This is a genomic window from Pseudomonas sp. GV071, assembly GCF_003050835.1.
In the GTDB taxonomy this organism is placed as follows: Bacteria; Pseudomonadota; Gammaproteobacteria; order Pseudomonadales; family Pseudomonadaceae; genus Aquipseudomonas.
Map to the genome: position 1 here is coordinate 168,426 of NZ_QAOJ01000006.1, position 25,566 is coordinate 193,991.

Below are 25,566 nucleotides of genomic sequence, written 5' to 3' on the forward strand. Positions count from 1 at the left end.
ACCCATGCGTGAACGCACCATCGCCAGCCATTTCGTCCGCGCCGCCCTGCGTGGCGCAGAACGTCAAGGGGTGGACTGCTCGGCAATTTTGCGTGAGGTGAATATCCAGCCGGCTTTGCTCGATGAGCCCCGCGCGCGGGTGGCGCCGGAGCAGTTCGCCCGACTGATGCAACTGCTGTGGGAAAAACTGGCTGACGAGTACATGGGCTTTGGCCGCACCCGCAGTAAACCCGGCACCTTCGCGATGATGTGTTACGCCCTGATCCACTGCCACACCCTGGAAAAGGCGCTGACCCGCGGCACCCTCTTCTACAGCCTGTTCGACGAGGCGCCGGTGATCACCCTGAGCCGCGAAGGCGACTGGGCGCGACTGACCGTGGATGACAGCACCCTGCAGGACCCCGACCACTTTCTGGTGGAGAGCCTGCTGGTGATCTGGCACCGCCTGGCCAGTTGGCTGATTGGCCAGCGCATTCGCCTGCAGGAAGCCACCTTCCGCCACGCCGAGCCCGAGCACAGCGCCGAGTACGACCTGCTGTTCCCCAACCCGCGGCGCTTTGGTGCTGGCAGCACCAGCCTGCTGTTCCAGGCGCGCTACCTGGCGATGCCGCTGCTGCAGGACGAACGCACCCTAAAGCACTTTCTCGAACACTCCCCCGCCGACCTGCTGGCCCGCCCGGATGGTGGCGACAGCCTGATCAGCCAGATCCGCCGCCTGCTCGGCCGCGACTGCGCCAGCTGGCCGGATCTGGAAGCGGTCGCACAACAACTGCACATGAGCCCGCAAACCCTGCGCCGGCATTTGCGCGAAGAGGGTTCAAGCTTTCAGGAACTCAAAGACCACCTGCGTCGCGACCTGGCGATTTACCACCTGGGGCGCGACAACCTGGCGATTCAGGATATTGCCGAGCAGCTGGGGTTCTCCGAACCCTCCGCCTTTCACCGCGCGTTCAAGAAGTGGACCGGCCTGACCCCAGGCGCCTATCGTGCGCAGGAAAGTTGATCCGCGTTTCTTGGCGTAGGTTGGGTTGAGCACAGCGAAGCCCAACAGGCCGGCCAAAGGCCAGCGCGTATCGGTCTAGATTTCCACGCGGAGCCCATTGGGCTCCCAGTTGGGCTTCGCCTTTGGCTCAACCCAACCTACGGCGTAGAATCGCCGACCTCGTTTAACGGTCCGAATCAATGCCCCTCCCCACCCGCCGCAGCACCCTCTACCTCCCCGCCGGCCCCTGGGCCACTGTGCTGGATTGCCTGTGCGCGCATTTTTCCGCCATCGACCGCGACACCTGGCTGGAACGCATGGCACGCGGCAAGGTGCTGGACGAACATGAGCAGCCCATCGGCCCCGAGCACCCGTACAAACAAGGCCTGCGCATCCACTATTTCCGTGAGGTGCCCAACGAGACGCCGGTGCCGTTCGAGGAAACCGTGCTGTATGCCGATGACCACCTGATCGTTGCTGACAAGCCGCATTTCCTGTCGGTGACCCCGGCTGGCGAATACGTCGAGCAAACCTTGCTGGCGCGCCTGAGCAAACGTTTCGGCAGCCACGACCTGGTGCCGCTACACCGCATCGACCGCCTCACCGCCGGCCTGGTGTTGTTCTCGGTGCAACCGCAAACCCGCGCCGCGTACCAGCGCATGTTTGCCGAGCGGAGCATGCACAAAACCTACGAAGCCATTGCCCCTGCCCTGCCCAAGGTGCAATTCCCGCACCTGCACAAAACCCGCATGGTGGCCGGCGAGCCGTTCTTTTTGATGAAGGAAGGCGACGGCACGCCCAACAGCGAAACGCTGATGGAGGTGCGCGAACGCAATGGCGAGTTATGGCGTTACGGGCTGTACCCGGTGACCGGCAAAAAGCACCAACTGCGTCTGCATTTGGCCGCGTTGGGCGCGGGGATCTGCAATGACCCGTTTTACCCGCAGCTGGTCAAAGACGCCGTCGACGACTACAGCAAACCGCTGAAGCTGCTGGCGCAAAGCTTGCGCTTTATCGACCCGCTGAGTGGGGTTGAGCGCGAGTTTCATAGTCAGCTGAAGCTGGAGTGGTAAGGCGTAAAAGCATCGCGGCTGAAGCCGCTCCTACGGATCGCACGATATTGTAGAAGCGGTTTCAGCCGCGATTGGCCAGACCTGAAAACGACTTAGTGCTGAAGATGGCCATACAACTTGGCGTACAACCCACCCTCGGCAATCAACTCCTGATGCCCGCCATCTTCGGCAATCTTGCCGCCGTCGAACACCAGCACCCGATCCGCCTGCTTAACCGCGGAAAGGCGGTGGGCGATGATCAGGGTGGTGCGGCCTTGCAGGAACTGGCCAAGGGCCTGGTGCAGGGCATATTCGGTGGCAGCATCCAGGGCTGAGGTGGCTTCGTCGAGAATCACCACGCTCGGCTCTGCCAGCACCATCCGTGCAATCGCCAGGCGCTGGCGCTGACCGCCCGACAGCCGCACGCCGGAGCGGCCGACAATGCTGTCCAGCCCCTTGGGCAAGGCCTGAATGGTGTGGGCCAATTGGGCGATTTCCAGCGCGCGCCAGCAGGCTTCGTCGCTGCGCTCGCGGCCCATGGTCAGGTTGGCGCGCACGCTGTCGTTGAACAGCGCCGGGTGTTGCAGCACCACCGCCACGTGTTCACGCACAGTTTCCAGGCCGATCTCTTCCAGGCTCTTGCTGCCATAACGGATAGTGCCGGCCTGCGCGGTGTACAGGCCGAGCAGCAGTTGCACCAAGGTGCTCTTGCCGCCGCCGCTGGCGCCGACAATGGCCACCTTCTCACCCGGCGCAATCACCAGGTCGAGGCCATCGAGCACCGGCTCGTCGTTGTAGGCAAAGCTCAACCCACGCACTTCGACGCCCACGGTCGGCTGGCCCACGAACGGGTTGGCGCCACCGGCGTATTGCGGCTCATCGGCGCGCGCCAGCAACTGGTTGATGCGAGTCAGCGCACCGCCCGCGGCGTAGTAGGCGTACTGCAGATTCAGCAACTGCTCGACTGGGCCGATCATGAACCACAGGTAGCTGAACACCGCGAGCATCTGGCCAATCGACAGGTCGGAAAACAGCACGGTGAGCATGGCGGCGGCGCGGAAGATGTCGATGCCAAACTGGAACAGCAGCCCGCTGGCGCGGCTCGAGGCATCGCTTTTCCACTGCGAGGCCACTGCGTAGTCGCGCACTTCCTGGGCACGCAGGCCCAAGCGGCCGAGGAAGAAGCCCTGGCGGTTGCCAGCGCGCACTTCCTGAATGGCTTCGAGGGTTTCGGTCAGCGCCTGGGTGAAACGCGAGGTGCTGTCGTTTTCCAGCTTCTTGAGGTTCTTCACCCGCTTGCCCAGTTGCACCGTGGCGTAGATCACCAGCGGGTTGAACAGCAGGATCAGCAGCGCCAGCTTCCAGTGCATCCACATCAGAATGCCGGCGGTGCCGGTCAGGGTGAGCATGGCGACGAGGAAGCGGCTGAGGGTTTCGCCGACAAATTTGTCCAGGGTGTCGAGGTCGGTGACCAGGTGGGTGGTCACGGTGCCGCTGCCCAGGCTTTCGTATTCGCCGAGGGAAATGCGCTTGAGGCGCTCGATCAGGCGTACGCGGATGCGGTACACGATGTCCTTCGACAGCCGCGCGAACAACCGCGCCTGCAGCACGTTGAAGACCAGCGCCGAGCTGCGCAGCAGCAGCGTCAGCGCGACCATCAGGCCGATATAACCGACGGCGGTCTGCGCTCTGGTGGGGAGGAAGTTGTTCATCACCTTGAGCGCGGCATCGCCCTGTTTGAGCAGCACCTCGTCCACCAACAGCGGCAGCAGCAAAGGGATGGGCACGCTGCACAGGGTGGCGAATACCGCCACCAGGTTGGCCAGAATCAGCGACTTCTTGTGGCGCAGGGCCAGGCGGCGGATTTCTTCCCAGCTCAGGCGATCAAGCATGGGCACTGTGCTCCAGCCAACGCGCCAGCAACGGCGCCAGCTGTTCCAGGGGTTGGTAGCCATTGGTGAGCAAGGCCAGTTGGCCGTTGTGCTCGGCCAGCACCGTGGGGAAACCGGCAATGCCGAGGTTCTGCACCCACTCGAAGTCGGCAACGGTGGCAGCCAGGTCGGCAGCGCTGTCGAACGCGGCGGCAAACTCGATACGCGGCAAACCGGCGCGTTCGGCCAGCTCCACCAGCACGCTGGCCTGGGTGACGTCACGGCCTTCCACGTAAAACGCCTGTTGAATCAGCTTCACCAGCGGCCAGGCACTTTCGGCATCCAGGCGGCGCGCGGCCACCAGGGCGCGGCAAGCGGGCTCGGTGTCGTAGACAAACCCATCGGCCAGCGCCCCTTCAAAGGTGAAGGGCTGGCCGGTGCTGTCCTGCACCGAGTGCCAGTGTTCGAGGATGTAGCGCTTGGTAGTCGGTTCCAGCGCAGCGGCCGTGCCGGCGCGTAAACCGCCGGCCACCAGATGGCTGCTCACCCCGGCCGCCTGGGCTTGCTGTGCCAGGGCGTCAAACACCGGAGCAAACCCCCAGCACCAGGAACACATCGGGTCCATCACGTAGATCAGACGCGCTTGCATGCTAAGGCTCCATTGGCCGGGACAACGAAAGGGGAAAGGCGTGAGGTCGCGCGATCAGTCGCGGCCTTTGTCCCGAGGGTTATAGCCCAGAGGATGGGGTTGGTTGCGGGCTTTGGCCAGTTCGATCTGCTTCTGCCGCTCACGCGCGCCGGCGCGGGTTTTCTCGCTGAGGCTGTCCCAGCAATGCGGGCAGCTGACGCCGGGCACGTAGTGCGGCGACAGGCGATCTTCAGTCGAAATTGGAATGCGGCAGGCGTGGCACTGGTCGTACTCACCTTCGCTCAGGTCATGGCGCACGGTGACGCGGTTGTCGAAGACAAAGCAGTCACCCTTCCACAGGGTCTGGTCCTGCGGCACTTCTTCCAGGTACTTGAGAATGCCGCCCTTGAGGTGGAACACCTCGTCAAAACCTTGGCCGAGCATGTAACTGGAGGCTTTCTCACAGCGGATGCCGCCAGTGCAGAACATCGCCACTTTCTTGTGCTTGGCCGGGTCGAAGTTGGCTTTGATGTACTCGGGGAAGTCGCGGAAGCTTTTGGTCTTCGGGTCTTGCGCGCCTTCGAAGGTGCCGATGGCCACTTCGTAGTCGTTGCGGGTGTCGATCAGCAGCACTTCGGGGTCGGAGATCAGCGCGTTCCAGTCTTGCGGCTCGACGTAGGTGCCCACTTGCAAGTTGGGGTCCACGCCCGGCACGCCGAGGGTGACGATCTCTTTCTTCAGTTTGACCTTGGTGCGGTAGAACGGCTGCTCATCGCAGAACGACTCTTTGTGGTCGATGTCGATGAAGCGCGCATCGCGCTTGAGCCAGGCCAGCAGGCCGTCGATGCCTTCGCGGCTGCCGGAAACAGTACCGTTGATGCCTTCGAGGGCGATCAACAGAGTGCCTTTGATGCCGTTGTCGAGCATGGCTTGCAACAGCGGTTCGCGCAGCGCTTCGTAGTCGTTCAGGGTGACGAACTTATACAGCGCCGCCACGACGATATTCTGAGTCATGGGGGTGTTTCTCCAGGTGGTCGCCCGCGTAAAGGGCGGACCGGGTTCTTTGTCCAAAATGGCGCCAGCTGGCGCGGCGCGCATTTTATGCGAGTTTCGGGTCGTCGGCCATGCTGCGTTGCGTCCTCGCTTTTAATGCTCACGTACGACAGTACGCTGCGCTTAAAAGCTGCGGGGCGCCTTGCCTGGCCTTAGCCCCGAAACTCTCGGTTTGCGGCGCCTGCGTAGATCAAAAGCACAAAAAAAGCCGCCGCTTGATCACTCAAGCGGCGGCTTTTTGTTCCGGAAGCTAGCGTAGCGGCTTAATGCCCGCCTGCGCAGGTCGGCGACGCCGGGGCTGCTCCGGTGGCCGCCCACTCTTCCGGGGTGTAGGTGTGCAACGCCAAGGCATGCATCTGCCCCATCAGGTCGCCGAGGGTGGCGTAGACCTTCTGGTGGCGCTTGACCGCATTCAGGCCGGCAAACGCCGGGGTTACCACCACGGCCTTGAAGTGGGTTTCCAGACCCCGGCTGTGCATATGACTTTCGTCCTGCACATCGACGAATTCGGGCTCGAGGGCCGCCAGGGTGGTTTGAATGCGTTCACGCATGCTCATGGGGAACTCCGATCAAGGCTTTTTGGTAGCAGGAGCAGCAGCTTTGCCATCACCTTTGGCGGCGGCCGGGGCCAGCTCTTTGGTCATGTCGGCCAGCAGTTTGTTGACTTCCGGTACGGCAGTTTCCAGTTTGCCCTGGGCCATTTGTGCCGATTCAGCGGTTACGCGCGGCATGGTTTCCTGAACTTTCTTGCCCAGCGGCGACTGGTAGAAGGCGATCAGGTCTTTGAGTTCCTGTTCGCTGAAGCTCGAGGTGTAGAGCTTGACCATGTCGGGTTTGAGTTTGTCCCAGCCCACTGCTTTGTCCAGGGAAGCCTTGGCTTTGGCCTGGTAGGTTTCCAGTTGGGCTTTTTTCGATTCCGGGGCTTGAGCCTGGGCGAAACGTTGAGCGAAAAGTTGATCGACTTGGGCGTAGATCGGGGCGGTAAGTTTGTCCGCGTGGGCCAGTTTCAGAAAGGTTTCGGCGTTGGCAGCGTGGCTGGCGGCATCGGCGAAGACCTGGCCACTGAGGCAGATCATGAAGGCGGCAGTGCAAAGGCTACGAATCGGGGTCATGGTATTTCCTTGGTAGGGGTACGAATGAAATCTACAGGTAAAGGCGAATCCCGGAGGCTGGGCATTCTGCGCGTTGGTTGGACCCGGCTCAAGCCGCAGGGTTGCAGGATCAGGTCTTATACGAAAATGCATACACGTTATGAAGCCGCCCCGTTGGTCCGCAAGCCAATTGCCAGTACTTGCCTCATAACCCTTCGGGAGTGCATTCTTCGCGCCAACAATTTGGCAGCCTCCCGGGTATAAATTAGCAAGCGCTGTAAAACCAACGCACTGCTTTTATTACACAGCCCAACTTCTGGCCTGCCCCCATTCAGCAACACACGGATGTGTTCGATGAGCAACCTCAGCCCCGCCTTCGCGACCGACCCCTGGCAGCCCTTGTGCGACGCCAAAGGTCAATTGCTGCCTGCTTCGATAGGCTGGTCCAGCCGCCCGCATATCCACTGTGCCCTGCCCGGCCATTACGGTCGGCGCAAACGCTGGAACCACTGGTGCATCACCACCCCCACCTGGATGCTGTCGCTGACAGTCGCCGACCTCGACTACCTGGGTTATGGCGCGGTGTATTTCCTCGACCTGCAAACCGGTCGCTCCGTCGCCCACACCCAGCTTCGGCCGTTTGCCCGCGGCTGCAAACTGCCCGACACACCGCTGCAAGGGCATTTTTTCCAGCACCCGCGGCTGCAGATTCGCGTCAATGAACACCAAGGTCGCGCGCGCCTGGTGGCCACCGTGCCGGATATCGGTGGGCAGACCCTGCAAGTGGCTCTCGATGTGCAGCGCCCCGCACACCTCGACTCGGTCAACCTGGTGGTACCGTTCAACCAGGGCGGCTTCCACGCCACCTCGCGGCATGTCGGCTTGCCGGTGTCGGGCGACGTGCAATTGGGCCACACCCATTACCGCTGCCAGCCGGGACAAAGTTTCGCCGCCCTGGATTTCGGCCGCGGCGTGTGGCCACTGAACACCCATTGGACCCGCGCAGCCTTCGCCGCTCCTGGTGGCATCGCCGGTAACTTCGGCTCCGGCTGGACCGACCACACCGGCCTGTCCGAAAACGCCCTGTGGTTCGGCGGCGAACTGCTGCACGTCACCCGCCCTGTGACCATCGCCGGCAACCCGCAAAACCCCTCCGCGCCCTGGCACCTGAGCAGCGAAGATGAACGTTTGGCGCTGGTCTTCACCCCTCGCCAGCAGCATATCGCCCGGCCAAAACTGGGCCCCTTCCATGCCGAAACCCGTCAGTGGTTCGGCCAGTTCGACGGCGTGTTGCGCGGCCCCAAGGGCGAGCGCGTGCCGGTCGATGGAGCCCTCGGCTGGCTCGGCACCACCAATGCCCGCTGGTGATCGCTGCGTGCCAAGCGCGGTAACGATTTATCCGCACTCGATGGAACCAGCCCGCCAGCACAACGCCTAAACTGCCGGAACAGTCCGCGGAGAGAAACCATGAATCGCAGCGAAACCGACAGCATCGGCGCCATCGACGTTCCTGAGCAGGCCTACTGGGGCGCGCAGACACAACGGTCACTGATCAACTTCGCCATCGGCCAGGAACGCATGCCGCTTGCCGTGTTGCATGCCCTGGCGCTGATCAAGAAAGCCGCCGCGCGGGTCAACGACCGCATCGGCGACCTGCCGCCGGACATCGCCCGCCTGATCGAACAAGCCGCTGACGAGGTGCTGGCCGGCAAACACGACGACCAGTTCCCGCTGGTGGTGTGGCAAACGGGCAGCGGCACGCAAAGCAATATGAACGTCAACGAAGTGATCGCAGGCCGTGCCAACGAACTGGCTGGCAAGGGCCGTGGCGGCAAGTCGCCGGTGCACCCCAACGATCACGTCAACCGCTCGCAGAGTTCCAACGACGCGTTCCCCACTGCCATGCACATCGCCACCGCGCAGGCCGTGTTGCACGACCTGCTGCCAGCGATTGCCGAGCTGTCCGGTGGCCTTGCCGAACAAGCGGCGCGGCATATGGGCCTGGTGAAAACCGGCCGCACGCACATGATGGACGCCACCCCGGTGACCTTCGGCCAGGAGCTGTCGGCCTTCGTCGCCCAACTGGGTTACGCCGACCGCGCCCTGCGCGCTGCCCTACCCGCCGTCTGCGAACTGGCGCAAGGCGGTACTGCGGTGGGCACCGGGCTAAATTCGCCGCACGGTTTCTCAGAGGCGATTGCGGCGGAGTTGACCGCGTTGTCTGGGTTGCCGCTGGTGTCGGCGCCGAACAAATTCGCCGCCCTGGCCGGCCACGAGCCACTGGTGACCCTGGCCGGTGCGCTGAAAACCCTGGCTGTGGCGCTGATGAAAATCGCCAACGACCTGCGCCTGCTCGGCTCCGGCCCACGTGCGGGCCTGGCAGAAGTGCGCCTGCCGGCCAACGAGCCGGGCAGCTCGATCATGCCCGGCAAGGTCAACCCGACTCAGTGCGAAGCGCTGTCGATGCTGGCCTGCCAGGTGATGGGCAACGACACCACCATCACCTTCGCCGCCAGCCAGGGTCACCTGCAACTGAACGTGTTCAAGCCGGTGATCATCCACAACCTGCTGCAATCGATCCGCTTGCTCGCCGATGGCTGCAGAAACTTCCAGAAGCACTGTGTGGAAGGCATGGAGCCGGACGCCACGCAAATGGCCGCGCACCTGGAACGTGGCCTGATGCTGGTAACCGCACTGAACCCGCATATCGGCTACGACAAGTCGGCACAGATCGCCAAAAAGGCCTACAGCGAGGGCACCACCCTGCGCGAAGCCGCCTTGGAGCTGGGCTTTGTCAGCAATCAGGAGTTCGATGAATGGGTCAAGCCGCAAAGCATGCTCGAGGCCGGCAGCCATGAGTGATGAGGTCAAGAGTGGGGCAACGCCACTGGAAGGCGACGGCAAGCGAATTCTGCTGATTCTGGGCACGCCCAAGGGCAGCAGTTTCTGCAACGCCCTGGCCGAGGCCTATACCGTCGGTGCTCGCGGGCAGGGCCATGTAGTGCGGCAGCTGAAGCTCGGCGAGTTGCAGTTCGACCCGATCCTGCGCGACGGCTACGACCAGAGCCAAACCCTGGAACCCGATCTGCTCGAAGCCCAGCGACAGATCCACTGGGCCGAGCACCTGGTGTTCGTCTACCCAGTCTGGTGGGGTGGCATTCCGGCGCTGCTCAAAGGCTTTTTCGACCGCACCTTGCTGCCCGGCTTCGCCTTCAAATACCGCAACCGCTCGCAGCTCTGGGACAAGCTGCTGACCGGGCGCACGGCAGACCTGCTGGTGACCATGGACACCCCGGTGTGGTACTTCCGCTGGATTTACGCCGCCCCGGCACACCGGCAAATGACCCGCACCATTCTTGGCTTCTGCGGGATCAAGACTCGCCGCCTGGCGCAGTTCTCGCCGATCCGCCCCTCCACCGAAACCCAGCGCCAGGCGTGGTTGCGCAAGGCGGAATTGCTGGGCTCCAGGGTGTAACTCGTAGGATGGGTGGGGCCGCCTAGGCGAGCGCAGCGAAACCCATCGTCACGCGAATCGATGGGTTTCGCTGCGCTCTACCCATCCTACGAGCGGCGAGCGCGCAGGGTGGCCATTAGCGATGGCCCAATCGCGGTCACCGCCGAGCCCAGCACCACCATCACCGCCCCCACATACGCCAGCCAGTTGATCTGCTCCGGGTGCACGTAGTCCGGCCACAGCTGCGCCGCCAAGGCCACCGAGGCAAAGGTCACCAGTGGCGTGATAGCCAAGGTGGCGCTGACCCGCGAACCTTCCCAATGCGCCAGCGCTTCGGCAAAGGCGCCATAGGCCACCAGGGTGTTCAGGCAGCAGGCCAGCAGCAGCCAGAACTGCAGCGGGCTCAGTTGCAGCACCTGCGCCGGGTGCGCCCAAGGGGTGAGCAAGGCGGCGCAGGCGAGGTAGATCACCATCATCACTTGCATGGAATTCCAGCGCGTCAGCAACTGCTTCTGCGCCAGGCCGTAGAAGGTCCACACGAAAGCCGCCAATAACACCGTCAACACCCCGACCGTGTAAGTGCCGAGCGAGGTCAGGAGCTCGTGCAGGCGCTGATTGAAGAACAGGCCAAAACCGAGGATCAGCACCGCCAGCCCGATGGCCTGGCCCATGCTGAAGCGCTCGTGAAACAGCCACACGCTGCCGAGCAGAAACAGAATGGGCGCCACCTGAATCACCAACTGCGTGGTGCCAGGGCTAAGTACTTGAAGGCCCAGCAGGTAGAGCACGTAGTTGCCGATCAGACCCAACACCGCCACCAGCAGCAACCAGCGGCCATTGCCACCGAGCAGGCGAAAATCCGGCAAACTCCGGGTGATGGTCAGGTACACAAGCAGCAGGGAGCCGGAGACGATCAGGCGGTACCAGGTGACGGTAATCGGGTCCATTACCTTCAACACTTCTTTCAGCTGAATCGGTAATACGCCCCACAGCACTGCGGTAAGCAGCGCCAGGAGCAGGCCGTAGACCCACCGGCCGGAAGACGTATGCATGACAGCCTCAATCGAGCTAAACGCGCAGCACATGCTGGCAAAGCCGGCATTCTAGGCGGCAGGGCATTTATATACACCGCACAGTTGTGGGGTTGAACTGTATGGCTGCCCTATTAACGTCGTCCCAGCGCAGGCTGGGACCCAGAATTTCGGCTGTGAGGACTCGCTATGCTCCCCCTGGAACAGCCTGGATCCCAGCCTGCGCTGGGATGACGGCGGTTTGCACTCAGACCCCGTCAGCGCCTTGACGCCAAATAAGCTTAAATTCAGCCAACAGGCGGCTATCTACGGCGAACAATCGACCATCTATCGCCATCCGGAGCAAATCTGCTGATTCTGATTAGACTCAAATCAGCCAACTCGCCTCTGGAGCTAACGCCATGTTCAGCCAACGCACGCAAGACCCAGCAGCCGGCACCCATTACCGCAGTGAGCGTGTCAGCGCGGTGAATGGCCAATACTTCTTCGCCACCCGGGAAGGCACCCTGGAAGGGCCCTACTTCACCCGGGTGGACGCCGAGCGGGAAATCGCCCTGTACGTGCGCCGGCAGATACAGGGTGACGACATCCTTGAAAGCCATTCCTTTGCTGAGCGGCATGGGGTGATTGGGCATTGATAGACAACCCACCTGTGCTTCAGCCGCGAACCTTTGATTTTTCTGCCCAATAAAAAACCGCGCCGGAGCGCGGTTTTTTTATGCGGCGAAAACGCTTATTTGTAGACCTCGAAAAGCCCGGTGGCGCCCATACCACCACCTACGCACATAGTCACGATGCCGTAACGTTTGCCACGACGACGCAGCTCACGCACCAGATGGCCGACCTGGCGCGAGCCGGTCATACCAAACGGATGACCAATGGAGATCGAGCCGCCGTTGACGTTGTATTTCTCGTTGTCGATCTTGAGGAAGTCGCGGGCATACAGGCACTGCGAGGCGAAGGCTTCGTTCAGTTCCCACAGGTCGATGTCGTCCACTTCCAGGCCACGGGCCTTCAGCAGTTTCGGCACCGAGTACACCGGGCCAATGCCCATTTCGTCAGGCTCGCAGCCAGCCACGGTGAAACCACGGAAGTACGCCAGCGGCTCCAGGCCCAGCTCCTTGGCTTTATCCAGGCTCATTACCAAGGTCATGGACGCGCCGTCAGACAGCTGCGAGGCGTTACCGGCAGTCACCGAACCGTCTTCAGCGAACACCGGCTTGAGGCCTTGCAGGCTGGCCAGGGTAGTGTCGGCACGGTTGCAGTCGTCGCGATCGACCACGCCTTCAACAATGGATTTCTCGCCGGTGGCTTTGTCTTCCACTTGGTACTTGACCGCCATCGGTACGATTTCGTCGTCGAACAGGCCTTCAGCCTGAGCACGAGCGGTGCGTTGCTGGCTTTGCAGGGCGTAGGCGTCCTGCTGCTCACGGGTGACGTTGTAGCGACGGGCGACGATTTCAGCAGTCTGGCCCATCGGGTAGTAGATGCCCGGTACGTTGGCTTTCAGCACCGGGTTGATCAGGTTGTCGGTGTTGACGCTTTTCATCGTCAGGGTGATCGACTCGACGCCGCCGGCAACGATGATGTCGCTGCAACCGGATGCAATCTGGTTGGCCGCAATGGCGATGGCCTGCAGGCCCGAAGAGCAGAAACGGTTGAGGGTCATGCCCGCCACCTGGGTGCCCAGGCCCGACAGCACGGCCACGTTACGGCCGATGTTGTAGCCCTGCGCGCCTTCGTTGGAGCCGGCGCCGACGATGCAGTCTTCGACCGAAGCCGGGTCGATCTTGTTGCGTTCCAGCAGGGCATTCACGCAATGCGCAGCCATGTCGTCCGGACGGGTCAGGTTGAACTTGCCACGGAAGGACTTGGCCAGGCCAGTCCGCACGCTGTCGACGATCACTACTTCACGCATCACGCACCTCGTTTTGTTATTCGGGAAAAACCCCTGGGGGGTTCAGGGCTGGAGTGCAGCTGGCGCCTAGGATAAAACCGCCCCAACCGGCAGGGCGATGATTATTCATCCCGTGTATGCGCCTTGATCCCCGCCTGATTTGCCAGTCAATCGCGGTTGATCGCCCGCTCCAGGGCATCGTTGATGGTGCGCAGCACTTTCACCCGGGCAAAGCGCTTGTCGTTGGCCTCCACCAGGGTCCAGGGCGCCAGCTCGGTGCTGGTGCGGTCAACCATGTCTTCCACGGCATTGGCGTATTGCGGCCATTTTTCCCGGTTGCGCCAGTCTTCTTCGGTGATCTTGAAGCGCTTGAAGGCGATCTTTTCCCGCTCCTGGAAACGCTCCAGCTGAGTTTCCGAATCGATCGACAGCCAGAACTTCACCACGACCACACCGGCGTTACTCAGCTGTTCTTCAAAGTCGTTGATCTCGCCATAGGCCCGCAACCAATCGGCCGGGGTGCAGAAACCTTCGACTCGCTCCACCAACACGCGGCCATACCAGGAGCGGTCGAACACGGTGAATTTGCCGCGCGCCGGAATGTGCCGCCAGAAGCGCCACAAATACGGCTGCGCGCGCTCTTCCTCAGTGGGCGCAGCAATCGGCACGATGCGGTATTGGCGGGGGTCGAGGGCCGCCGCCACCCGGCGAATCGCACCGCCCTTGCCAGCCGCGTCGTTGCCTTCGAACACTGTCACCAGCGAATGCTTGCGAAAGCGTTTGTCGCGCACCAGCCCGGCCAGGCGCGCCTGCTCGCTGGCCAACTGCTTCTGGTAGCTGTCTTTGTCCAGACGCTGGCTGAGGTCGAGGCTGCCGAGCAGGCTGCGGTTGTCGATGCTGACATTGGCCGGCCCGGCATGAGGGTGGCGCTGCTCGCGTTTCTCGGTTTTCAACGCGGTCTGCAGGCCCTCGAGCAGAATCTTTGCCACGGTAAGGTTGCGGTAGTTTTCGTCAGCGCCCTCCACCACATACCAGGGCGCGTAGTCGCGGCTGGTGCGGTGCAGCACACGCTCACCAAAACGCACGAAACGGTCGTAGGTTTCGGTCTGCGCCCAATCCAGCGGGCTCAGGCGCCAACTGCGTTCGGGGTCGTCTTTGAGGTTTTTCAGGCGGGCTTTCATCTGTTTCTTCGACAGGTGAAACCAGAATTTGAAGATCAGCGCGCCTTCGTCGCAGAGCATGCGTTCAAGGTTTTCCGCGCCAATGATGGCCTGATCCAGCACCGCATCCTTGAAATGGCCATCGACCCGGCCCTGGATCATCTGGCTGTACCAGTTGCCGAAAAAGATCCCCATGCGCCCCTTCGGCGGCAGCTGGCGCCAGTAGCGCCAGGCCGGCGGATGGGCCAGCTCTTCATCGGTTTGCTGGTCGAAGGTGCACACCTGAATCAGCCTTGGGTCCATCCACTCGTTAAGCAGCTTGATGGTCTCGCCTTTGCCGGCGCCTTCGATGCCATTGATCAGCACAATCACCGGAAAACGCGCCTGCTGCTGCAACTCGAACTGGGCGTCCAGCAACGCCTCGCGTAGCGCTGGCAGCGCGGCTTCGTAATCTTCCTTGTCGATGGCGTGACCAATTTCGGCGGACTCAAACATAAAACCTCGCTCCATTCCCGGACATGTTTGCCACAGCCTAGCGGATTGCGCCGCGCAAGCCATGCGATGGATCAGGATCGGCTAGAATGCGCGCCTTGCCGCGCCAGAACCGACCATGTCCGACACCACTGCCAACGCCCCCTCGCACACCGCCCAATTGGATTGGGATGACCTCGGCCAGCCACATTCGCGGGCCTACGACGATGTGTACTTTTCCAACAGCTTGGGTCTCAGCGAACCGCGCTACGTATTCCTCGATAACAACGACCTGCCAGCACGTTTCGCCGCACTGACGGCTGGCGGCAAGCTGGTGATTGGCGAAACCGGCTTTGGCACCGGGCTTAATTTTCTCTGTGCCTGGGAGTTGTTTGCGCGCACAGCGCCTGCAGGTGCGCAGTTGCACTTTGTCAGCGTGGAAAAATACCCGCTAAGCCATGCCGATCTACAACGCGCCTTGGCGCTGTGGCCGGAGCTGCAGCCATTTGCCGAGCAGTTGCTGGAGCAATATGTCGCCATCCACGCGGGTTTTCAGCGGCTGCTATTCGACGGCGGGCGGGTGGTGTTGACCCTGCTGATCGGCGATGTGATGGAGCTGCTGCCGCAACTGGATGCCGAGATCGACGCCTGGTTTCTCGACGGTTTTGCCCCGGCGAAGAACCCGGAAATGTGGTCGCCGGAACTGTTCAACCAACTGGCGCGCCTGTCCACCCCAAGAACCACCCTCGGTACCTTCACCACCAAGGGCGACGTGCGTCGTGCGCTGAAAGCTGTCGGCTTCAAACTCAAACGGGTACCCGGCCTGGGGCATAAGTGGGAAGTGCTCAAGGGCCATTTCATCGGCCTGCCCGATGCCCCGCCGCCATCACCCGACAAAGCCTGGTACGCCCGCCCCACCCCGCTGGATGGCCCGCGCACGGCTCTCGTGATCGGCGCCGGCCTGGCCGGCTGCGCCAGCGCCGCCAGCCTGGCAGCACGTGGTTGGCAGGTGACGCTGCTGGAGCGCCATGGCGCAATTGCCCAGGAAGGTTCGGGCAATCCTCAGGGCGTGCTGTACCTGAAGTTGTCTGCCCACGGCACCAGTCTTTCGCGCCTGATCGTCGCCGGTTTTGGTCACACCCGCCGGCAGATCCAACGCCTGCAACGCGGCCAGGACTGGGACGCCTGCGGTGTGCTGCAACTGGCCTTCGATGCGGACGAAGCCGGGCGCCAGGCCAAACTGGCCGCCGCTTTCCCCGCCGATCTGCTCCAAGCGTTGGACCAGGCGCAAGCCGAGCAACAAGCCGGCGTCGCCCTGGCCAGCGGTGGTCTGTTCTACCCGCAGGGCGGTTGGGTGCATCCGCCCGCGTTGTGCCAGGTACTGGCGGCACACGCCAACATCACCCTGCAACTGCACCAGCAGGCCGTGGCCTTGCAGCATGAGCAAGGCCAGTGGCAGGCCTGGGACGGCGAGCAACTGCTGGCCAGTGCCAGCGTCGTGGTGCTCGCCGGTGCCGCCGATGTGCGCCACTTTGCCGCCACGGCCGAGCTACCGCTCAAGCGCATTCGCGGACAGATCACCCGCGTACCAGAAACTGCCGCCAGCCGTGCCTTGCGCACGGTGGTGTGCGCCGAAGGTTACGTCGCCCCGGCGCGCAACGGCGAACACACCCTCGGTGCCAGTTTCGATTTCCACAGCGCGGACCTCAGCGTCAAAGCCAGCGAACACACCAGCAACCTGCAGTTGCTGCAGGAGATATCCAGCGACCTCGCCGAGCGTCTTAACGCCGCCGAATTGCCGGTAACTGAGCTCGAAGGCCGCGCCGCCTTTCGCTGCACCAGCCCCGACTACCTGCCCATCGTCGGCCCGGTGGCCGATGCCGCTGCCTTCGCCGACGCCTATGGCGTGCTGCGCAAAGACGCCCGGCAAACGCCCAACACGCCCTGCCCCTGGCTACCCGGCCTGTACGTGAACAGCGGCCACGGTTCACGCGGACTGATCACCGCACCGTTGGCCGCTGAACTGCTGGCCGCCTGGCTGGACAACGAACCGCTACCGCTACCGCGCGATGTCGCCGAAGCCTGCCATCCCAATCGCTTCGCGCTGCGCAAACTGGTCCGCGGGTAGAAAAAATCGAGGCTGATCGGCGCGCCGGCCGGCCTCTGCCACGCCAGACGCCATTCCTCTGTGTGGGAGGCTTGAGCCTCGATGCCGTTGTAATTTACTCAACCTGCGTGATCCACGAGGCAACCTGTAACTATTCTGACGACAAAAAGAGAAATAAAGCAGAATACTTACACCACAACCGCTAGGTGAATTCAGTTTCTGTAACTATTCTGTAGGCCAATAGCCCCCTATCAGCAGAATATTTACATTATGGCCAACAAAACCTCGCCATTACTTCCCGCTACCACGGAGTTGCTGGCTGCCTTTGGCGAACGCCTGCGTCTAGCCCGCGAGCGCCGGAAGCTCACGGCGGCGCAAGTAGCGGCCCGCGCCGGCATGGCCCCCCTCACGCTGCGCAATGTCGAGCGCGGCGCCGATGGGGTGACCATGGGGGCCTACCTTGCCGTGATGCAAGTGCTGGGGCTCGAAGCCGATCTGGCGCTTCTCGCTGCTGCCGATGACGTCGGCCGCCAGTTACAGGACGCTACGCTGGTGAGCCGGCGCAAAACGTCGCGTCCACGCCCTGCCGCCAAGACCACCCGTTACCCCGCTGCCGAGCCGCGCCCTATGTATGGCGTCAGAGAGAGCAGTGGCCTGGAGCTGATCGACGACTATCGCGCGCACATGGACGCCCTGTTCGACGCTCAGGACGACAACTGATGAACGCCTGCATTTATGTGCACGCCGACTGGGAGGGTCTGGCGCAACCGCTGCTGCTCGGCACCTTGCATGCCCGGCTCAGCGGTCGCGACGAACTGTTCGGCTTCGAGTTCGACGCGGCCACCCTCACTCACCCGGCATTGCCAGGCACGCCCCTCGATCCTCGATTAGGCAACTGGCCAGGGCCGCAGTATCCACCCAAGGGACGTACCTCGTTCGGCATGATTGCCGACTCCTCTCCCGACCGCTGGGGCCAGTTGCTGATGAAACGGCGAGCCGAGCGCCAGTGGCGCGGGAGCGGCGCCGTAGGGCAGCCGCCACGCCTGCACGCCTCGGATTATTTGCTAGGTGTGCATGATCAATACCGGGTAGGCGCCCTGCGCTACAGCCTGGAACAGCAGGGGCCTTTTCTCGATAACCAACGCCGCGACGGCGCGCCGCCCTTGGTCATGCTGCGCGAACTGGAAGCCGCCAGCCTGGCGTTCGAGACCTCAGAACATGACCCGGCAGCGATCACCGACGAGCAACTGCGCCTGCTCATCGCGCCAGGCGGCTCGTTGGGCGGCGCCCGGCCCAAAGCCAGCGTGATCGACGAACGTGGCCAACTGTATATCGCCAAATTCCCCAGCACCCGTGACAGCCACAACGTCGGTGCCTGGGAGGGGGTCGTGAATTACCTGGCCGAAAAATCTGGCATTGTCCCGGCTCGCGGTGGTGTCGCGCGGTTTGCCAGTGCTCATCACACCTATGTGGTGCAGCGCTTCGATCGCACCCTCAGAGGCCAACGCTTGCACTTTGCCTCGGCCATGACCCTCGCCGACAAACAAGATGGCGACGATGCCAGCACGGGCGCCTCGTACCTGGATATCGCCACGGTTCTGATCACTCAAGGGGCGCAGCCAAACCAGGACCTGCGGCTGCTGTGGTCGCGCCTGGTGTTCGACATGCTGGTGTCCAACAGCGACGGTCATCTGCGCAACACCGGTTTTATTCTGCGGCCGGGAAAGGGCTGGCAGCTGGCGCCCGCCTTTGATATCAACCCGGACCCCGGCGCCCATGGGCTGAAACTGAACATCAATGAAACCGACAACGCCATGGACCTGGACCTGGCATTGTCGGTAGCGCCGATTTTCCGCGTGCCGCTGGCAGACGCCGAGGACATCATCCGCACCCAAATGCGCGTGGTCCGCCATTGGCGCGCCTTGGCCAGCAGCCCGCTGCACGGCCTCTCGGCGCGGGAAATCGAGCGCATGGCCCCGGCGTTTCGCCTGGCGCAGTAGCGGTTAGATCAACCCTTCCGCCTTCAACGCCACCACCACTTGCGGCCGCGCGGCAACGCGGGCCATGAAGGCTTGAACCTGCGGCCACTGCGCCAGGGAGAAGCCGACGAAGTTGGACCAGTTGAGTACGGTGAACAGGTAGGCGTCGGCGACGCTGAAGCGGTTTTCCAGTACGTACTCGTTGCCCTCCAACTGCTTGTTCAACCAATCCAGGCGCTTGCCCAAGGTGGTGGTTACCGCCGCTTTCCAATCGGCCGACTGCGCGGGGTTGAACATCGAGCCCATGGGTTTGTGGATTTCCGAAGAAATGAAGGTCAGCCATTCCTGCAACTGGTAACGCGCCGGGCTGCCCACGGCAGGGGCCAGGCCGGCTTCGGGTTTCTGGTCGGCGATGTACTGCAGCACGGCCGCGCCTTCGGTGAGCAACTGGCCGTTATCCATAACCAGGGCGGGCACGTAGCCTTTGCTGTTGATGGCAGTGAAGTCGGCGCCGCTGGCGGTCAGTTTGGCCTTGAGGTCGACCTTCTCCAGTTCGAACGGCAAGCCGGCTTCCAGCAGTGCGATATGCGGGGCCAGGGAGCAGGCGCCGGAGGAAAAATACAGTTTCATAAGCAGTCCTTTCACGGTGGGCAGGTAGTACGCGAAAAATGCGTGCAAGGAGCTTAGCGATTGCTTTCCACGGCACAAGTACCTACCTTTTGGTAAGTATGCTTTTAGCCATTCCGGGGTTCCCATGCTCGACGACCAAGACCACGCCGCCTGCCGTGCCGGCAATGTATTCAGCGTCACCTGCCCGGCGCGTTATGTGCTCGATGTACTGGCAAACAAATGGGCGCTGCTGCTGATTCACACCCTCGCCCATGGCACCCACCGCACCGCCGAGCTGCGCCGCCAGGTGGGTGGTATTTCGGAAAAGATGCTGATCCAGACCCTGCGCCGCCTCGAACGGTTCGGCCTGGTTACCCGCCAAGCCTACCCGGAGGTGCCGCCACGGGTGGAGTACTCGCTGACAGCACTCGGGCTGTCCTTGAGCACGCCGATTCGCGCGCTGGACCATTGGGTGGAAGCCAATATCGATGAACTGAACCAGGCCCAACTGGCCTTCGAGGAAAAGGCCGTCGAGGCCTAGGCACGGCGTTGTCGACCGCTATGGTCGCAAGTCACAGTCTGGGCAATCACAGCGCCAGCAAGCCGAAAAGTGGCAGATACGCCTTGGGCATCGACGATGAACGAGGGAAATGCCGAAGCCATCAGCATGCCGATCAGCGCCTACGGCAGAGTCCATAGCCGAAGCCCGATCTTGCTTGTAGCGATCAAGAGGCGCTGGAAGGTGTCGAGCGGGACAAGAGCCTCGCTAACACGTCAGCACAGCTGGCCTCCAGGATCTCGTCGGCGAGTGGCGAATCGTCAGGGCACGCCCGCGACAGCATGAGTGCCCCCACAACCTGAGAAATCACCGCGATGCGCTGACCGCGCAGGTCGTTTTTGGCCGAGCCTTCTGCGTCGCCAGCTTGTTTTGCCAGGGTCGCCAGCATGCTTTCAAGGCCGGACGCAAAAGCCGCTTTGGTCGACTCTGGCTGACGCCCTGCGTCTGCACAAAGTGCTGCCATCGTGCAGCCGTCACCACGGGCGTCGCGGTGCTCTCTGGACAGGTAGTACTTCACGAACGCCACTGCATTCATGTCGTCGGCTATGGCGGCGCCTTGTGCAAAACCACAGGTGGCCGCCTCCGCGAGCAGCTCGGCTTTGGACCCAAAGTGCTTGTAAAACCCGCCATGGGTGAAGCCTGCGGCGGCCATCAAATCGGCGATGCCTACGCCGTCGTAACCCCGCTCGCGAAACAGCACCGAGGCGGTCTCGACAATGTGCGCGCGGTTTGCCTGCGCCTGCGCTTTGCTGACTTTCATGTGCAGGACTCCTCCAAATCGGCCATCAGAAATGCCAGCACTATACATTGATGTCGACCATCATCAAAACTCTTGACAGTAAAGATGACGATCAACATCATAACCGGACTTTCACTGAAAACGATCCGGCGCAGGCACCCCATGACCGACAAAACGCTTTTCGAACCCTACACCCTTGGCTCGCTCACCCTTGCCAACCGCATCGTGATGGCGCCGCTGACGCGCAACCGTGCCGGTGCGGGCCTTGTACCTAGTGAACATGCCGCCACCTACTACAGTCAGCGCGCCTCGGCGGGCTTGCTGATCACCGAGGCCACGCAGGTCTCCGCCCAGGCTCAGGGCTACCAGGACACCCCCGGCCTCTACACGCAGGCGCAGATCGAAGGCTGGCGCAAGGTCACCGACGCCGTTCACGCCAAAGGCGGGCGGATTTTCGTTCAGCTGTGGCACGTCGGCCGCATCTCCCACATCGACCTGCAGCCCAACGGTGACGCTCCCGTTGCACCCTCGGCTATCCGCGCCCAGACCAAGACCTTCGTTAACAATGGTTTTGCCGATGTCTCCGAACCACGTGCACTGACCCTGGATGAGTTGCCCGGCATCGTCGATGATTTCCGCCAGGCTGCGGCGAACGCTATTGCGGCTGGGTTCGATGGCGTTGAGGTGCATGGCGCGAACGGTTACCTGCTCGAACAGTTCATCAAAGACGGCGCCAACCTGCGTACCGATGCCTATGGCGGCTCTATCGAAAACCGCGCCCGCCTCTTGCTGGAAGTTACTGCCGCAATAGCCAAGGAGATCGGTGCCGATCGCACTGGCGTGCGTATCTCGCCCGTGTCGCCAGCCAACGGCATTTCCTGCAGTGACCCACAACCACAGTACGACTACATCGTCGACCAGCTCAGCGCCCTGGGCATCGTTTACCTGCACGTGGTGGAAGGCGCCACCGGCGGCCCACGTGATGTCGCCCTGTTCGACTTCGATGCGCTACGCAGCCGTTTCCAGAACACCTACCTGGCCAACAACGGTTATGACCTCGAATTGGCCAACGCCCACCTGAAAGCAGGCAAGGCCGATTTGTTTGCCTTTGGCCGCGCCTTCATCAGCACCCCGGACCTGGTTGAACGACTGGAGAACGGTGCCCCCCTCAACGCGCTCGACCCAACCACGCTGTATGGCGGCGGCGCCAAAGGCTACATCGACTACCCGACCCTCGCAGATTCCAGCGCTCAGTAAGCATTCGCCCATGCTGCCTACCGCGGCGTGGGCTCACCTTTTCGATCAAGGAAAAACAACCATGACCTCTCAGTCCACTGTTCTGATCACGGGCGCATCGACCGGCATTGGCGCCATCTATGCACAGCGCTTCGCCCGCCGCGGCCACGACCTGGTGCTGGTCGCCCGTGACACGACGCGCCTGGAAGCGCTCGCTGCTAGTTTGCGTGAAGAAACCGGCGTGGCCGTCGACATCCTCCCTGCCGATCTCACTCTGCCCAGCGATCTGGCCGCCGTCGAAGCCCGCCTGCGCGAAGACGCCAAGATAGAGATCCTGATCAATAACGCAGGCGCGGCGCTGTCCGGCCAGTTCATCGATCAATCGACTGACGACGTCGCTCGCCTTGTCACCCTTAACACTACCGCGCTGGTCCGCTTGGCAAGTGCCATTGCCCCGCGTCTGGCGCAGGCCGGCACAGGTGCGATCGTCAACATCGGCTCGGTGGTCGGTCTGGCGCCAGAATTCGGCATGTCGGTTTACGGCGCGACCAAAGCGTTCGTGCTGTTCCTCTCACAAGGTCTGAGCCTGGAACTCACCCCCAAGGGCGTCTTTGTGCAGGCCGTGTTGCCGGCCGGAACCCGCACCGAGATTTGGCAGCGTGCAGGCATCGACATCAACACGCTTGCCGACCTGATGAGCGTGGACGAATTGGTCGACGCGGCACTGGTCGGCTTCGACCGCCGCGAGCTGGTCACCATCCCGCCGCTGCACGACGCCGCGCACTGGGAAGCGTTGAACGGTGCACGGCTGGGCCTGATTTCTGACTTGCGTCAGGCACAGGTCGCAGAGCGCTATCAGGTCGCGCCCTAACGCCCGCCTCGGCATTTTGCCCCAGGAGAGAACAATGACAGCCCACGCAAAACGCGCCGAGCAAACAGGCGATCCGAGCCCCAGCTACATCGACGCCCCCACCCGCTCGGTCACGGTTGGCGGCACTGCATTTGCCTACCGTGACCTGGGCCCGCGCAGTGGCGTGCCATTGCTTCTGCTGAACCACTGGGGCGCGGTGCTGGACAATTTCGATCCGCGAATCGTCGACGGGCTCGCCCGCACGCGGCGCGTTATAGCCATCGACTACCGAGGCATTGGCGCGTCAGGCGGAACGGCACCGGTGACCATCGCATCGATGCGATGGCGCGGGATGTGATCGAACTGAGCAATGCGCTGGGTTTGAACACGGTCGATCTGCTGGGTTTCTCCCTCGGCGGGTTCGTGGCACAGGACATCGTGTTGAAGGCCCCCGAGCGGGTGCGCCGGCTGATTCTGACGGGGACCGGGCCGGCAGGGGGTACAGGTATCGAGCAGGTCGGCAAGGTCTCCTGGCCATTGATGGTCAAAGGTCTTTTCACCCTGCGTGATCCCAAGACTTACCTGTTCTTCACCTCCACAGCCAATGGCCGGCTAGCCGCCAAGGCTTTTCTGCAGCGGCTGAAAGAGCGCAAGTCAGACCGAGACAAGGGCCCGACTCCCGCTGCCTTGCTGCGCCAGCTGAAGGCCATCAAGGCCTGGGGCCGGCAGGCGCCTCAGGCGCTCGACAGCATCCGTATCCCGGTGTTAATCGCCAATGGCGACCACGACATCATGGTGCCGACCGAGAACAGTCACGACATGGCGCGGCGCATCCCGGGCGCGAAACTGGTGATCTACAAAGACGCTGGGCATGGCGGAATTTTTCAGTACCACGGCGAGTTCGTGCGCACGGCACTGGCCTTTCTTGAGGCGCAACCTGAGTCCATCGGAACGATCAGCCCCCTCACTGCAACGGAGACGATGAAATGAGTCAACCAACGGCAATTGTGTTCGGCGTGGGATCGGTACGCGGTGTTGGCGGCGCCGTGTGCAAACGTTTCGCGCGCGAGGGCTACCACGTCATCGTGGCGGGCCGCACGTCGGCCAAGATCGACACAGTGGTGGCAGAAATATCCGCACTGGGCGTCGGCAGCGCCGAGGCGTTGCCAACTGACGTGACTGATGAAGCCCAGGTAATTGCCGCGTTCGATCGCGCGATGAATCCCGGAGCCGGGCGCGAGCCTGCCGATGTGGTGATCTCCAACGCGGGCAACAATGCCGTTATCGATTTCACCCAGCTAACCGCCGCACAGTTTGAGGACTTCTGGCGGGTTGGCTGTTACTCCGGCTTCCTTATCGGTCGCGAAGCCGCCCGCCGGCTGGTCCCGCTGGGCCGGGGCACGGTGATCTTCACGGGCGCCTCAGGCAGCCTGCGCGGCAAGCCCGGCTATGCCCACTTCGCCGCGGCCAAGGCCGGGCTGCGCATGATCGCGCAGAGCATGGCTCGCGAGTACGGGCCCAAAGGCGTCCATGTCGCCCATGTCGTCATCGACGGCGGAATTAGTGGTGATCGGCTTCAGGCCGCCTTTCCCGACAGGGACCTTTCCGCCTCGGATGGCCTCCTCGGCTACGACGCCATCGCCGACAACTATTGGCTGCTGCACCGCCAGCCGAAATCGGCCTGGACCCAGGAGCTAGACCTCAGGCCGTTCAGGGAAAACTGGTAACTGCTCGACCCAAGATGCCGGGCCCACAACACCCTTCGTTCAAAAACTCTAGAGAACAGTCCCACCATGAAGGCGTTCATCATTGATCGTTACGGGAAAAAAGAAGTCGGCCGCATCGGCGAAATGCCCGCCCCTGAAGTACGGGACGATGACGTGCTCATTCAGGTTCACGCGGCGAGCGTCAACCCGCTGGATAGCAAGATCAAGAGCGGCGAGTTCAAGCTGATTCTTCCCTACCGCCTGCCCCTTGTTCTGGGCAACGACGTGGCCGGTAAGGTAGTGCGCGTTGGCGCCCGAGTGCGCGATTTCAAGCCAGGCGACGAGGTGTACGCGCGCCCGGACGATGACCGCATCGGCACCTTCGCCGAACTCGTTGCCATCAAGGCGTCGTCGGTGGCGTTGAAGCCCAGGAGCCTCAGCCTGGTCGAAGCCGCTGCCCTGCCTCTGGTGGCACTGACCGCCTGGCAGGTGCTGGTCGAAACCGCCAAGTTGAAGAAGGGGCAGAAGGTATTTATCCAGGCAGGCTCCGGCGGTGTGGGAAGCATCGCCATCCAGCTCGCCAAACACCTGGGCGCCTTCGTGGCCACCACCACCAGTACGGCCAATGCCGACTGGGCAAAGACATTGGGCGCCGACGTCGTCATCGATTACAAAAAGCAAGACTTCGCCAGCGTGTTGCGTGACTACGACGTGGTGCTGAATAGCCTGGGCAACGACGAGCTGAACAAGTCCCTGCAGATTCTCAAACCCGGCGGGCACCTCATCTCCATCTCCGGGCCGCCCACCCCAGCGTTCGCCGCCGAGCGCGGCCTGGCCTGGCCGGTCAAGCAGGTGCTGCGCCTGCTGAGCGCCGGTATCCGCAGAAAGGCCAGGCACAAAGGGCTGCATTACTCGTTTGTGTTCATGCGCGCCGACGGTGCACAACTGCGCGAAATCACTGCCCTCGTTGAGTCCGGCGCGATCCGCCCGGTCATCGACAACGCGTTCCCCTTTGCCGACACCGACAAAGCACTGGCCTACGGAGAAAGTGGGCGCGCCAAGGGCAAGGTTGTGGTGCAAGTAATTTAACT

General features: G+C 62.5%; 25 protein-coding genes. 15 read left to right on the forward strand and 10 right to left on the reverse strand.

Features of this window, described 5'->3' with window-relative positions; translation table 11 throughout:
* Nucleotides 1-4 precede the first annotated feature (4 nt).
* A complete protein-coding gene (locus C8K61_RS13340) occupies nt 5-1,003 on the forward strand; it encodes an AraC family transcriptional regulator (RefSeq protein WP_108096741.1) in 999 nt (332 codons plus the stop codon).
* 179 nt (nt 1,004-1,182) lie between these two features.
* Nucleotides 1,183-2,055: a pseudouridine synthase gene (locus C8K61_RS13345; RefSeq protein WP_108096742.1), complete on the forward strand. Its 873-nt coding sequence runs from the start codon at nt 1,183-1,185 to the stop codon at nt 2,053-2,055.
* Nucleotides 2,056-2,147: 92 nt separating this feature from the next.
* Here the strand turns inward: C8K61_RS13345 and C8K61_RS13350 are convergent, their stop codons facing one another.
* The 5 genes from C8K61_RS13350 to C8K61_RS13370 form a co-directional block, all read right to left on the reverse strand.
* Complete coding sequence (locus C8K61_RS13350; RefSeq protein ID WP_108096743.1) at nt 2,148-3,926, reverse strand: ABC transporter ATP-binding protein; 1,779 nt, start codon at nt 3,924-3,926, stop codon at nt 2,148-2,150.
* Nucleotides 3,919-4,554, reverse strand: coding sequence for a DsbA family protein (locus C8K61_RS13355; protein ID WP_108096744.1), 636 nt, complete (start codon nt 4,552-4,554; stop codon nt 3,919-3,921). The genes C8K61_RS13350 and C8K61_RS13355 overlap by 8 nt, the downstream gene beginning before the upstream one ends.
* Nucleotides 4,555-4,608: 54 nt before the next feature.
* Nucleotides 4,609-5,547 (reverse strand): rhodanese-related sulfurtransferase, encoded by a 939-nt coding sequence (locus C8K61_RS13360; protein ID WP_108096745.1) that lies wholly within the window; start codon nt 5,545-5,547, stop codon nt 4,609-4,611.
* A gap of 302 nt (nt 5,548-5,849) precedes the next feature.
* A complete protein-coding gene (locus tag C8K61_RS13365; protein ID WP_108096746.1) occupies nt 5,850-6,143 on the reverse strand; it encodes a BolA family transcriptional regulator in 294 nt (97 codons plus the stop codon).
* Nucleotides 6,144-6,155: 12 nt separating this feature from the next.
* Nucleotides 6,156-6,698 carry a DUF2059 domain-containing protein gene (locus C8K61_RS13370; protein WP_108096747.1) on the reverse strand — a complete coding sequence of 181 codons (543 nt, stop codon included), beginning with the start codon at nt 6,696-6,698 and terminating at the stop codon, nt 6,156-6,158.
* Between the two features lie 333 nt (nt 6,699-7,031).
* Between C8K61_RS13370 and C8K61_RS13375 the strand changes: the two genes are divergently transcribed.
* The 3 genes from C8K61_RS13375 (at nt 7,032) to C8K61_RS13385 (ending at nt 10,152) form a co-directional block, all read left to right on the forward strand.
* Nucleotides 7,032-8,045: a DUF2804 domain-containing protein gene (locus C8K61_RS13375; protein ID WP_108096748.1), complete on the forward strand. Its 1,014-nt coding sequence runs from the start codon at nt 7,032-7,034 to the stop codon at nt 8,043-8,045.
* A 99-nt stretch (nt 8,046-8,144) separates the two neighbouring features.
* On the forward strand, nt 8,145-9,539 hold the full coding sequence (locus C8K61_RS13380; protein ID WP_108096749.1) for a class II fumarate hydratase: 1,395 nt from the start codon (nt 8,145-8,147) through the stop codon (nt 9,537-9,539).
* A complete protein-coding gene (locus C8K61_RS13385) occupies nt 9,532-10,152 on the forward strand; it encodes an NAD(P)H-dependent oxidoreductase (RefSeq protein WP_108096750.1) in 621 nt (206 codons plus the stop codon). Before C8K61_RS13380 ends, C8K61_RS13385 begins: the two co-directional genes overlap by 8 nt.
* Nucleotides 10,153-10,238: 86 nt before the next feature.
* Here C8K61_RS13385 and C8K61_RS13390 read toward each other — a convergent pair whose 3' ends face one another.
* Complete coding sequence (locus tag C8K61_RS13390) at nt 10,239-11,183, reverse strand: DMT family transporter (RefSeq protein ID WP_108096751.1); 945 nt, start codon at nt 11,181-11,183, stop codon at nt 10,239-10,241.
* A 380-nt stretch (nt 11,184-11,563) separates the two neighbouring features.
* Here C8K61_RS13390 and C8K61_RS13395 point away from each other — a divergent pair, with 380 nt between their 5' ends.
* Nucleotides 11,564-11,800 (forward strand): DUF6316 family protein, encoded by a 237-nt coding sequence (locus C8K61_RS13395; RefSeq protein ID WP_108096752.1) that lies wholly within the window; start codon nt 11,564-11,566, stop codon nt 11,798-11,800.
* Between the two features lie 95 nt (nt 11,801-11,895).
* Here C8K61_RS13395 and C8K61_RS13400 read toward each other — a convergent pair whose 3' ends face one another.
* Together C8K61_RS13400 and pap are read right to left on the reverse strand one after the other, a co-directional pair.
* On the reverse strand, nt 11,896-13,080 hold the full coding sequence (locus C8K61_RS13400) for a thiolase family protein (protein WP_108096753.1): 1,185 nt from the start codon (nt 13,078-13,080) through the stop codon (nt 11,896-11,898).
* Nucleotides 13,081-13,226: 146 nt separating this feature from the next.
* Entirely contained in the window at nt 13,227-14,714 is a 1,488-nt protein-coding gene (gene pap, locus C8K61_RS13405) for a polyphosphate:AMP phosphotransferase (protein ID WP_108096754.1), read from the reverse strand.
* A gap of 115 nt (nt 14,715-14,829) precedes the next feature.
* On the opposite strand from pap, the gene mnmC reads away from it, so the two are divergent.
* The 3 genes from mnmC (at nt 14,830) to C8K61_RS13420 (ending at nt 18,797) form a co-directional block, all read left to right on the forward strand.
* Complete coding sequence (mnmC, locus tag C8K61_RS13410; protein ID WP_108096755.1) at nt 14,830-16,818, forward strand: bifunctional tRNA (5-methylaminomethyl-2-thiouridine)(34)-methyltransferase MnmD/FAD-dependent 5-carboxymethylaminomethyl-2-thiouridine(34) oxidoreductase MnmC; 1,989 nt, start codon at nt 14,830-14,832, stop codon at nt 16,816-16,818.
* A gap of 249 nt (nt 16,819-17,067) precedes the next feature.
* The gene (locus C8K61_RS13415; protein ID WP_108096756.1) at nt 17,068-17,517 is read left to right on the forward strand and encodes a helix-turn-helix domain-containing protein; all 450 of its coding nucleotides are present in this window, start codon (nt 17,068-17,070) and stop codon (nt 17,515-17,517) included.
* A complete protein-coding gene (locus tag C8K61_RS13420; protein WP_108096757.1) occupies nt 17,517-18,797 on the forward strand; it encodes a type II toxin-antitoxin system HipA family toxin in 1,281 nt (426 codons plus the stop codon). The genes C8K61_RS13415 and C8K61_RS13420 overlap by 1 nt, the downstream gene beginning before the upstream one ends.
* 3 nt (nt 18,798-18,800) lie before the next feature.
* Here the strand turns inward: C8K61_RS13420 and gstA are convergent, their stop codons facing one another.
* Complete coding sequence (gene gstA, locus C8K61_RS13425) at nt 18,801-19,406, reverse strand: glutathione transferase GstA (protein ID WP_108096758.1); 606 nt, start codon at nt 19,404-19,406, stop codon at nt 18,801-18,803.
* 124 nt (nt 19,407-19,530) lie between these two features.
* On the opposite strand from gstA, the gene C8K61_RS13430 reads away from it, so the two are divergent.
* Nucleotides 19,531-19,926, forward strand: a complete 396-nt coding sequence (locus tag C8K61_RS13430) for a helix-turn-helix domain-containing protein (RefSeq protein WP_108096759.1) — start codon at nt 19,531-19,533, stop codon at nt 19,924-19,926.
* A 184-nt stretch (nt 19,927-20,110) separates the two neighbouring features.
* Here the strand turns inward: C8K61_RS13430 and C8K61_RS13435 are convergent, their stop codons facing one another.
* Nucleotides 20,111-20,704, reverse strand: coding sequence for a TetR/AcrR family transcriptional regulator (locus C8K61_RS13435; protein ID WP_108096760.1), 594 nt, complete (start codon nt 20,702-20,704; stop codon nt 20,111-20,113).
* Nucleotides 20,705-20,845: 141 nt separating this feature from the next.
* Between C8K61_RS13435 and C8K61_RS13440 the strand changes: the two genes are divergently transcribed.
* From C8K61_RS13440 to C8K61_RS13460, 5 genes are all read left to right on the forward strand, one after another.
* Entirely contained in the window at nt 20,846-21,940 is a 1,095-nt protein-coding gene (locus C8K61_RS13440) for an alkene reductase (RefSeq protein WP_108096761.1), read from the forward strand.
* 61 nt (nt 21,941-22,001) lie between these two features.
* Nucleotides 22,002-22,790 carry an SDR family oxidoreductase gene (locus C8K61_RS13445; protein ID WP_108096762.1) on the forward strand — a complete coding sequence of 263 codons (789 nt, stop codon included), beginning with the start codon at nt 22,002-22,004 and terminating at the stop codon, nt 22,788-22,790.
* Between the two features lie 186 nt (nt 22,791-22,976).
* Nucleotides 22,977-23,759, forward strand: a complete 783-nt coding sequence (locus C8K61_RS13450) for an alpha/beta fold hydrolase (RefSeq protein WP_371919993.1) — start codon at nt 22,977-22,979, stop codon at nt 23,757-23,759.
* Nucleotides 23,756-24,496, forward strand: a complete 741-nt coding sequence (locus C8K61_RS13455; RefSeq protein WP_108096763.1) for an SDR family NAD(P)-dependent oxidoreductase — start codon at nt 23,756-23,758, stop codon at nt 24,494-24,496. The genes C8K61_RS13450 and C8K61_RS13455 overlap by 4 nt, the downstream gene beginning before the upstream one ends.
* 66 nt (nt 24,497-24,562) lie before the next feature.
* Entirely contained in the window at nt 24,563-25,564 is a 1,002-nt protein-coding gene (locus C8K61_RS13460; protein WP_108096764.1) for an NADP-dependent oxidoreductase, read from the forward strand.
* Nucleotides 25,565-25,566: the final 2 nt, after the last annotated feature.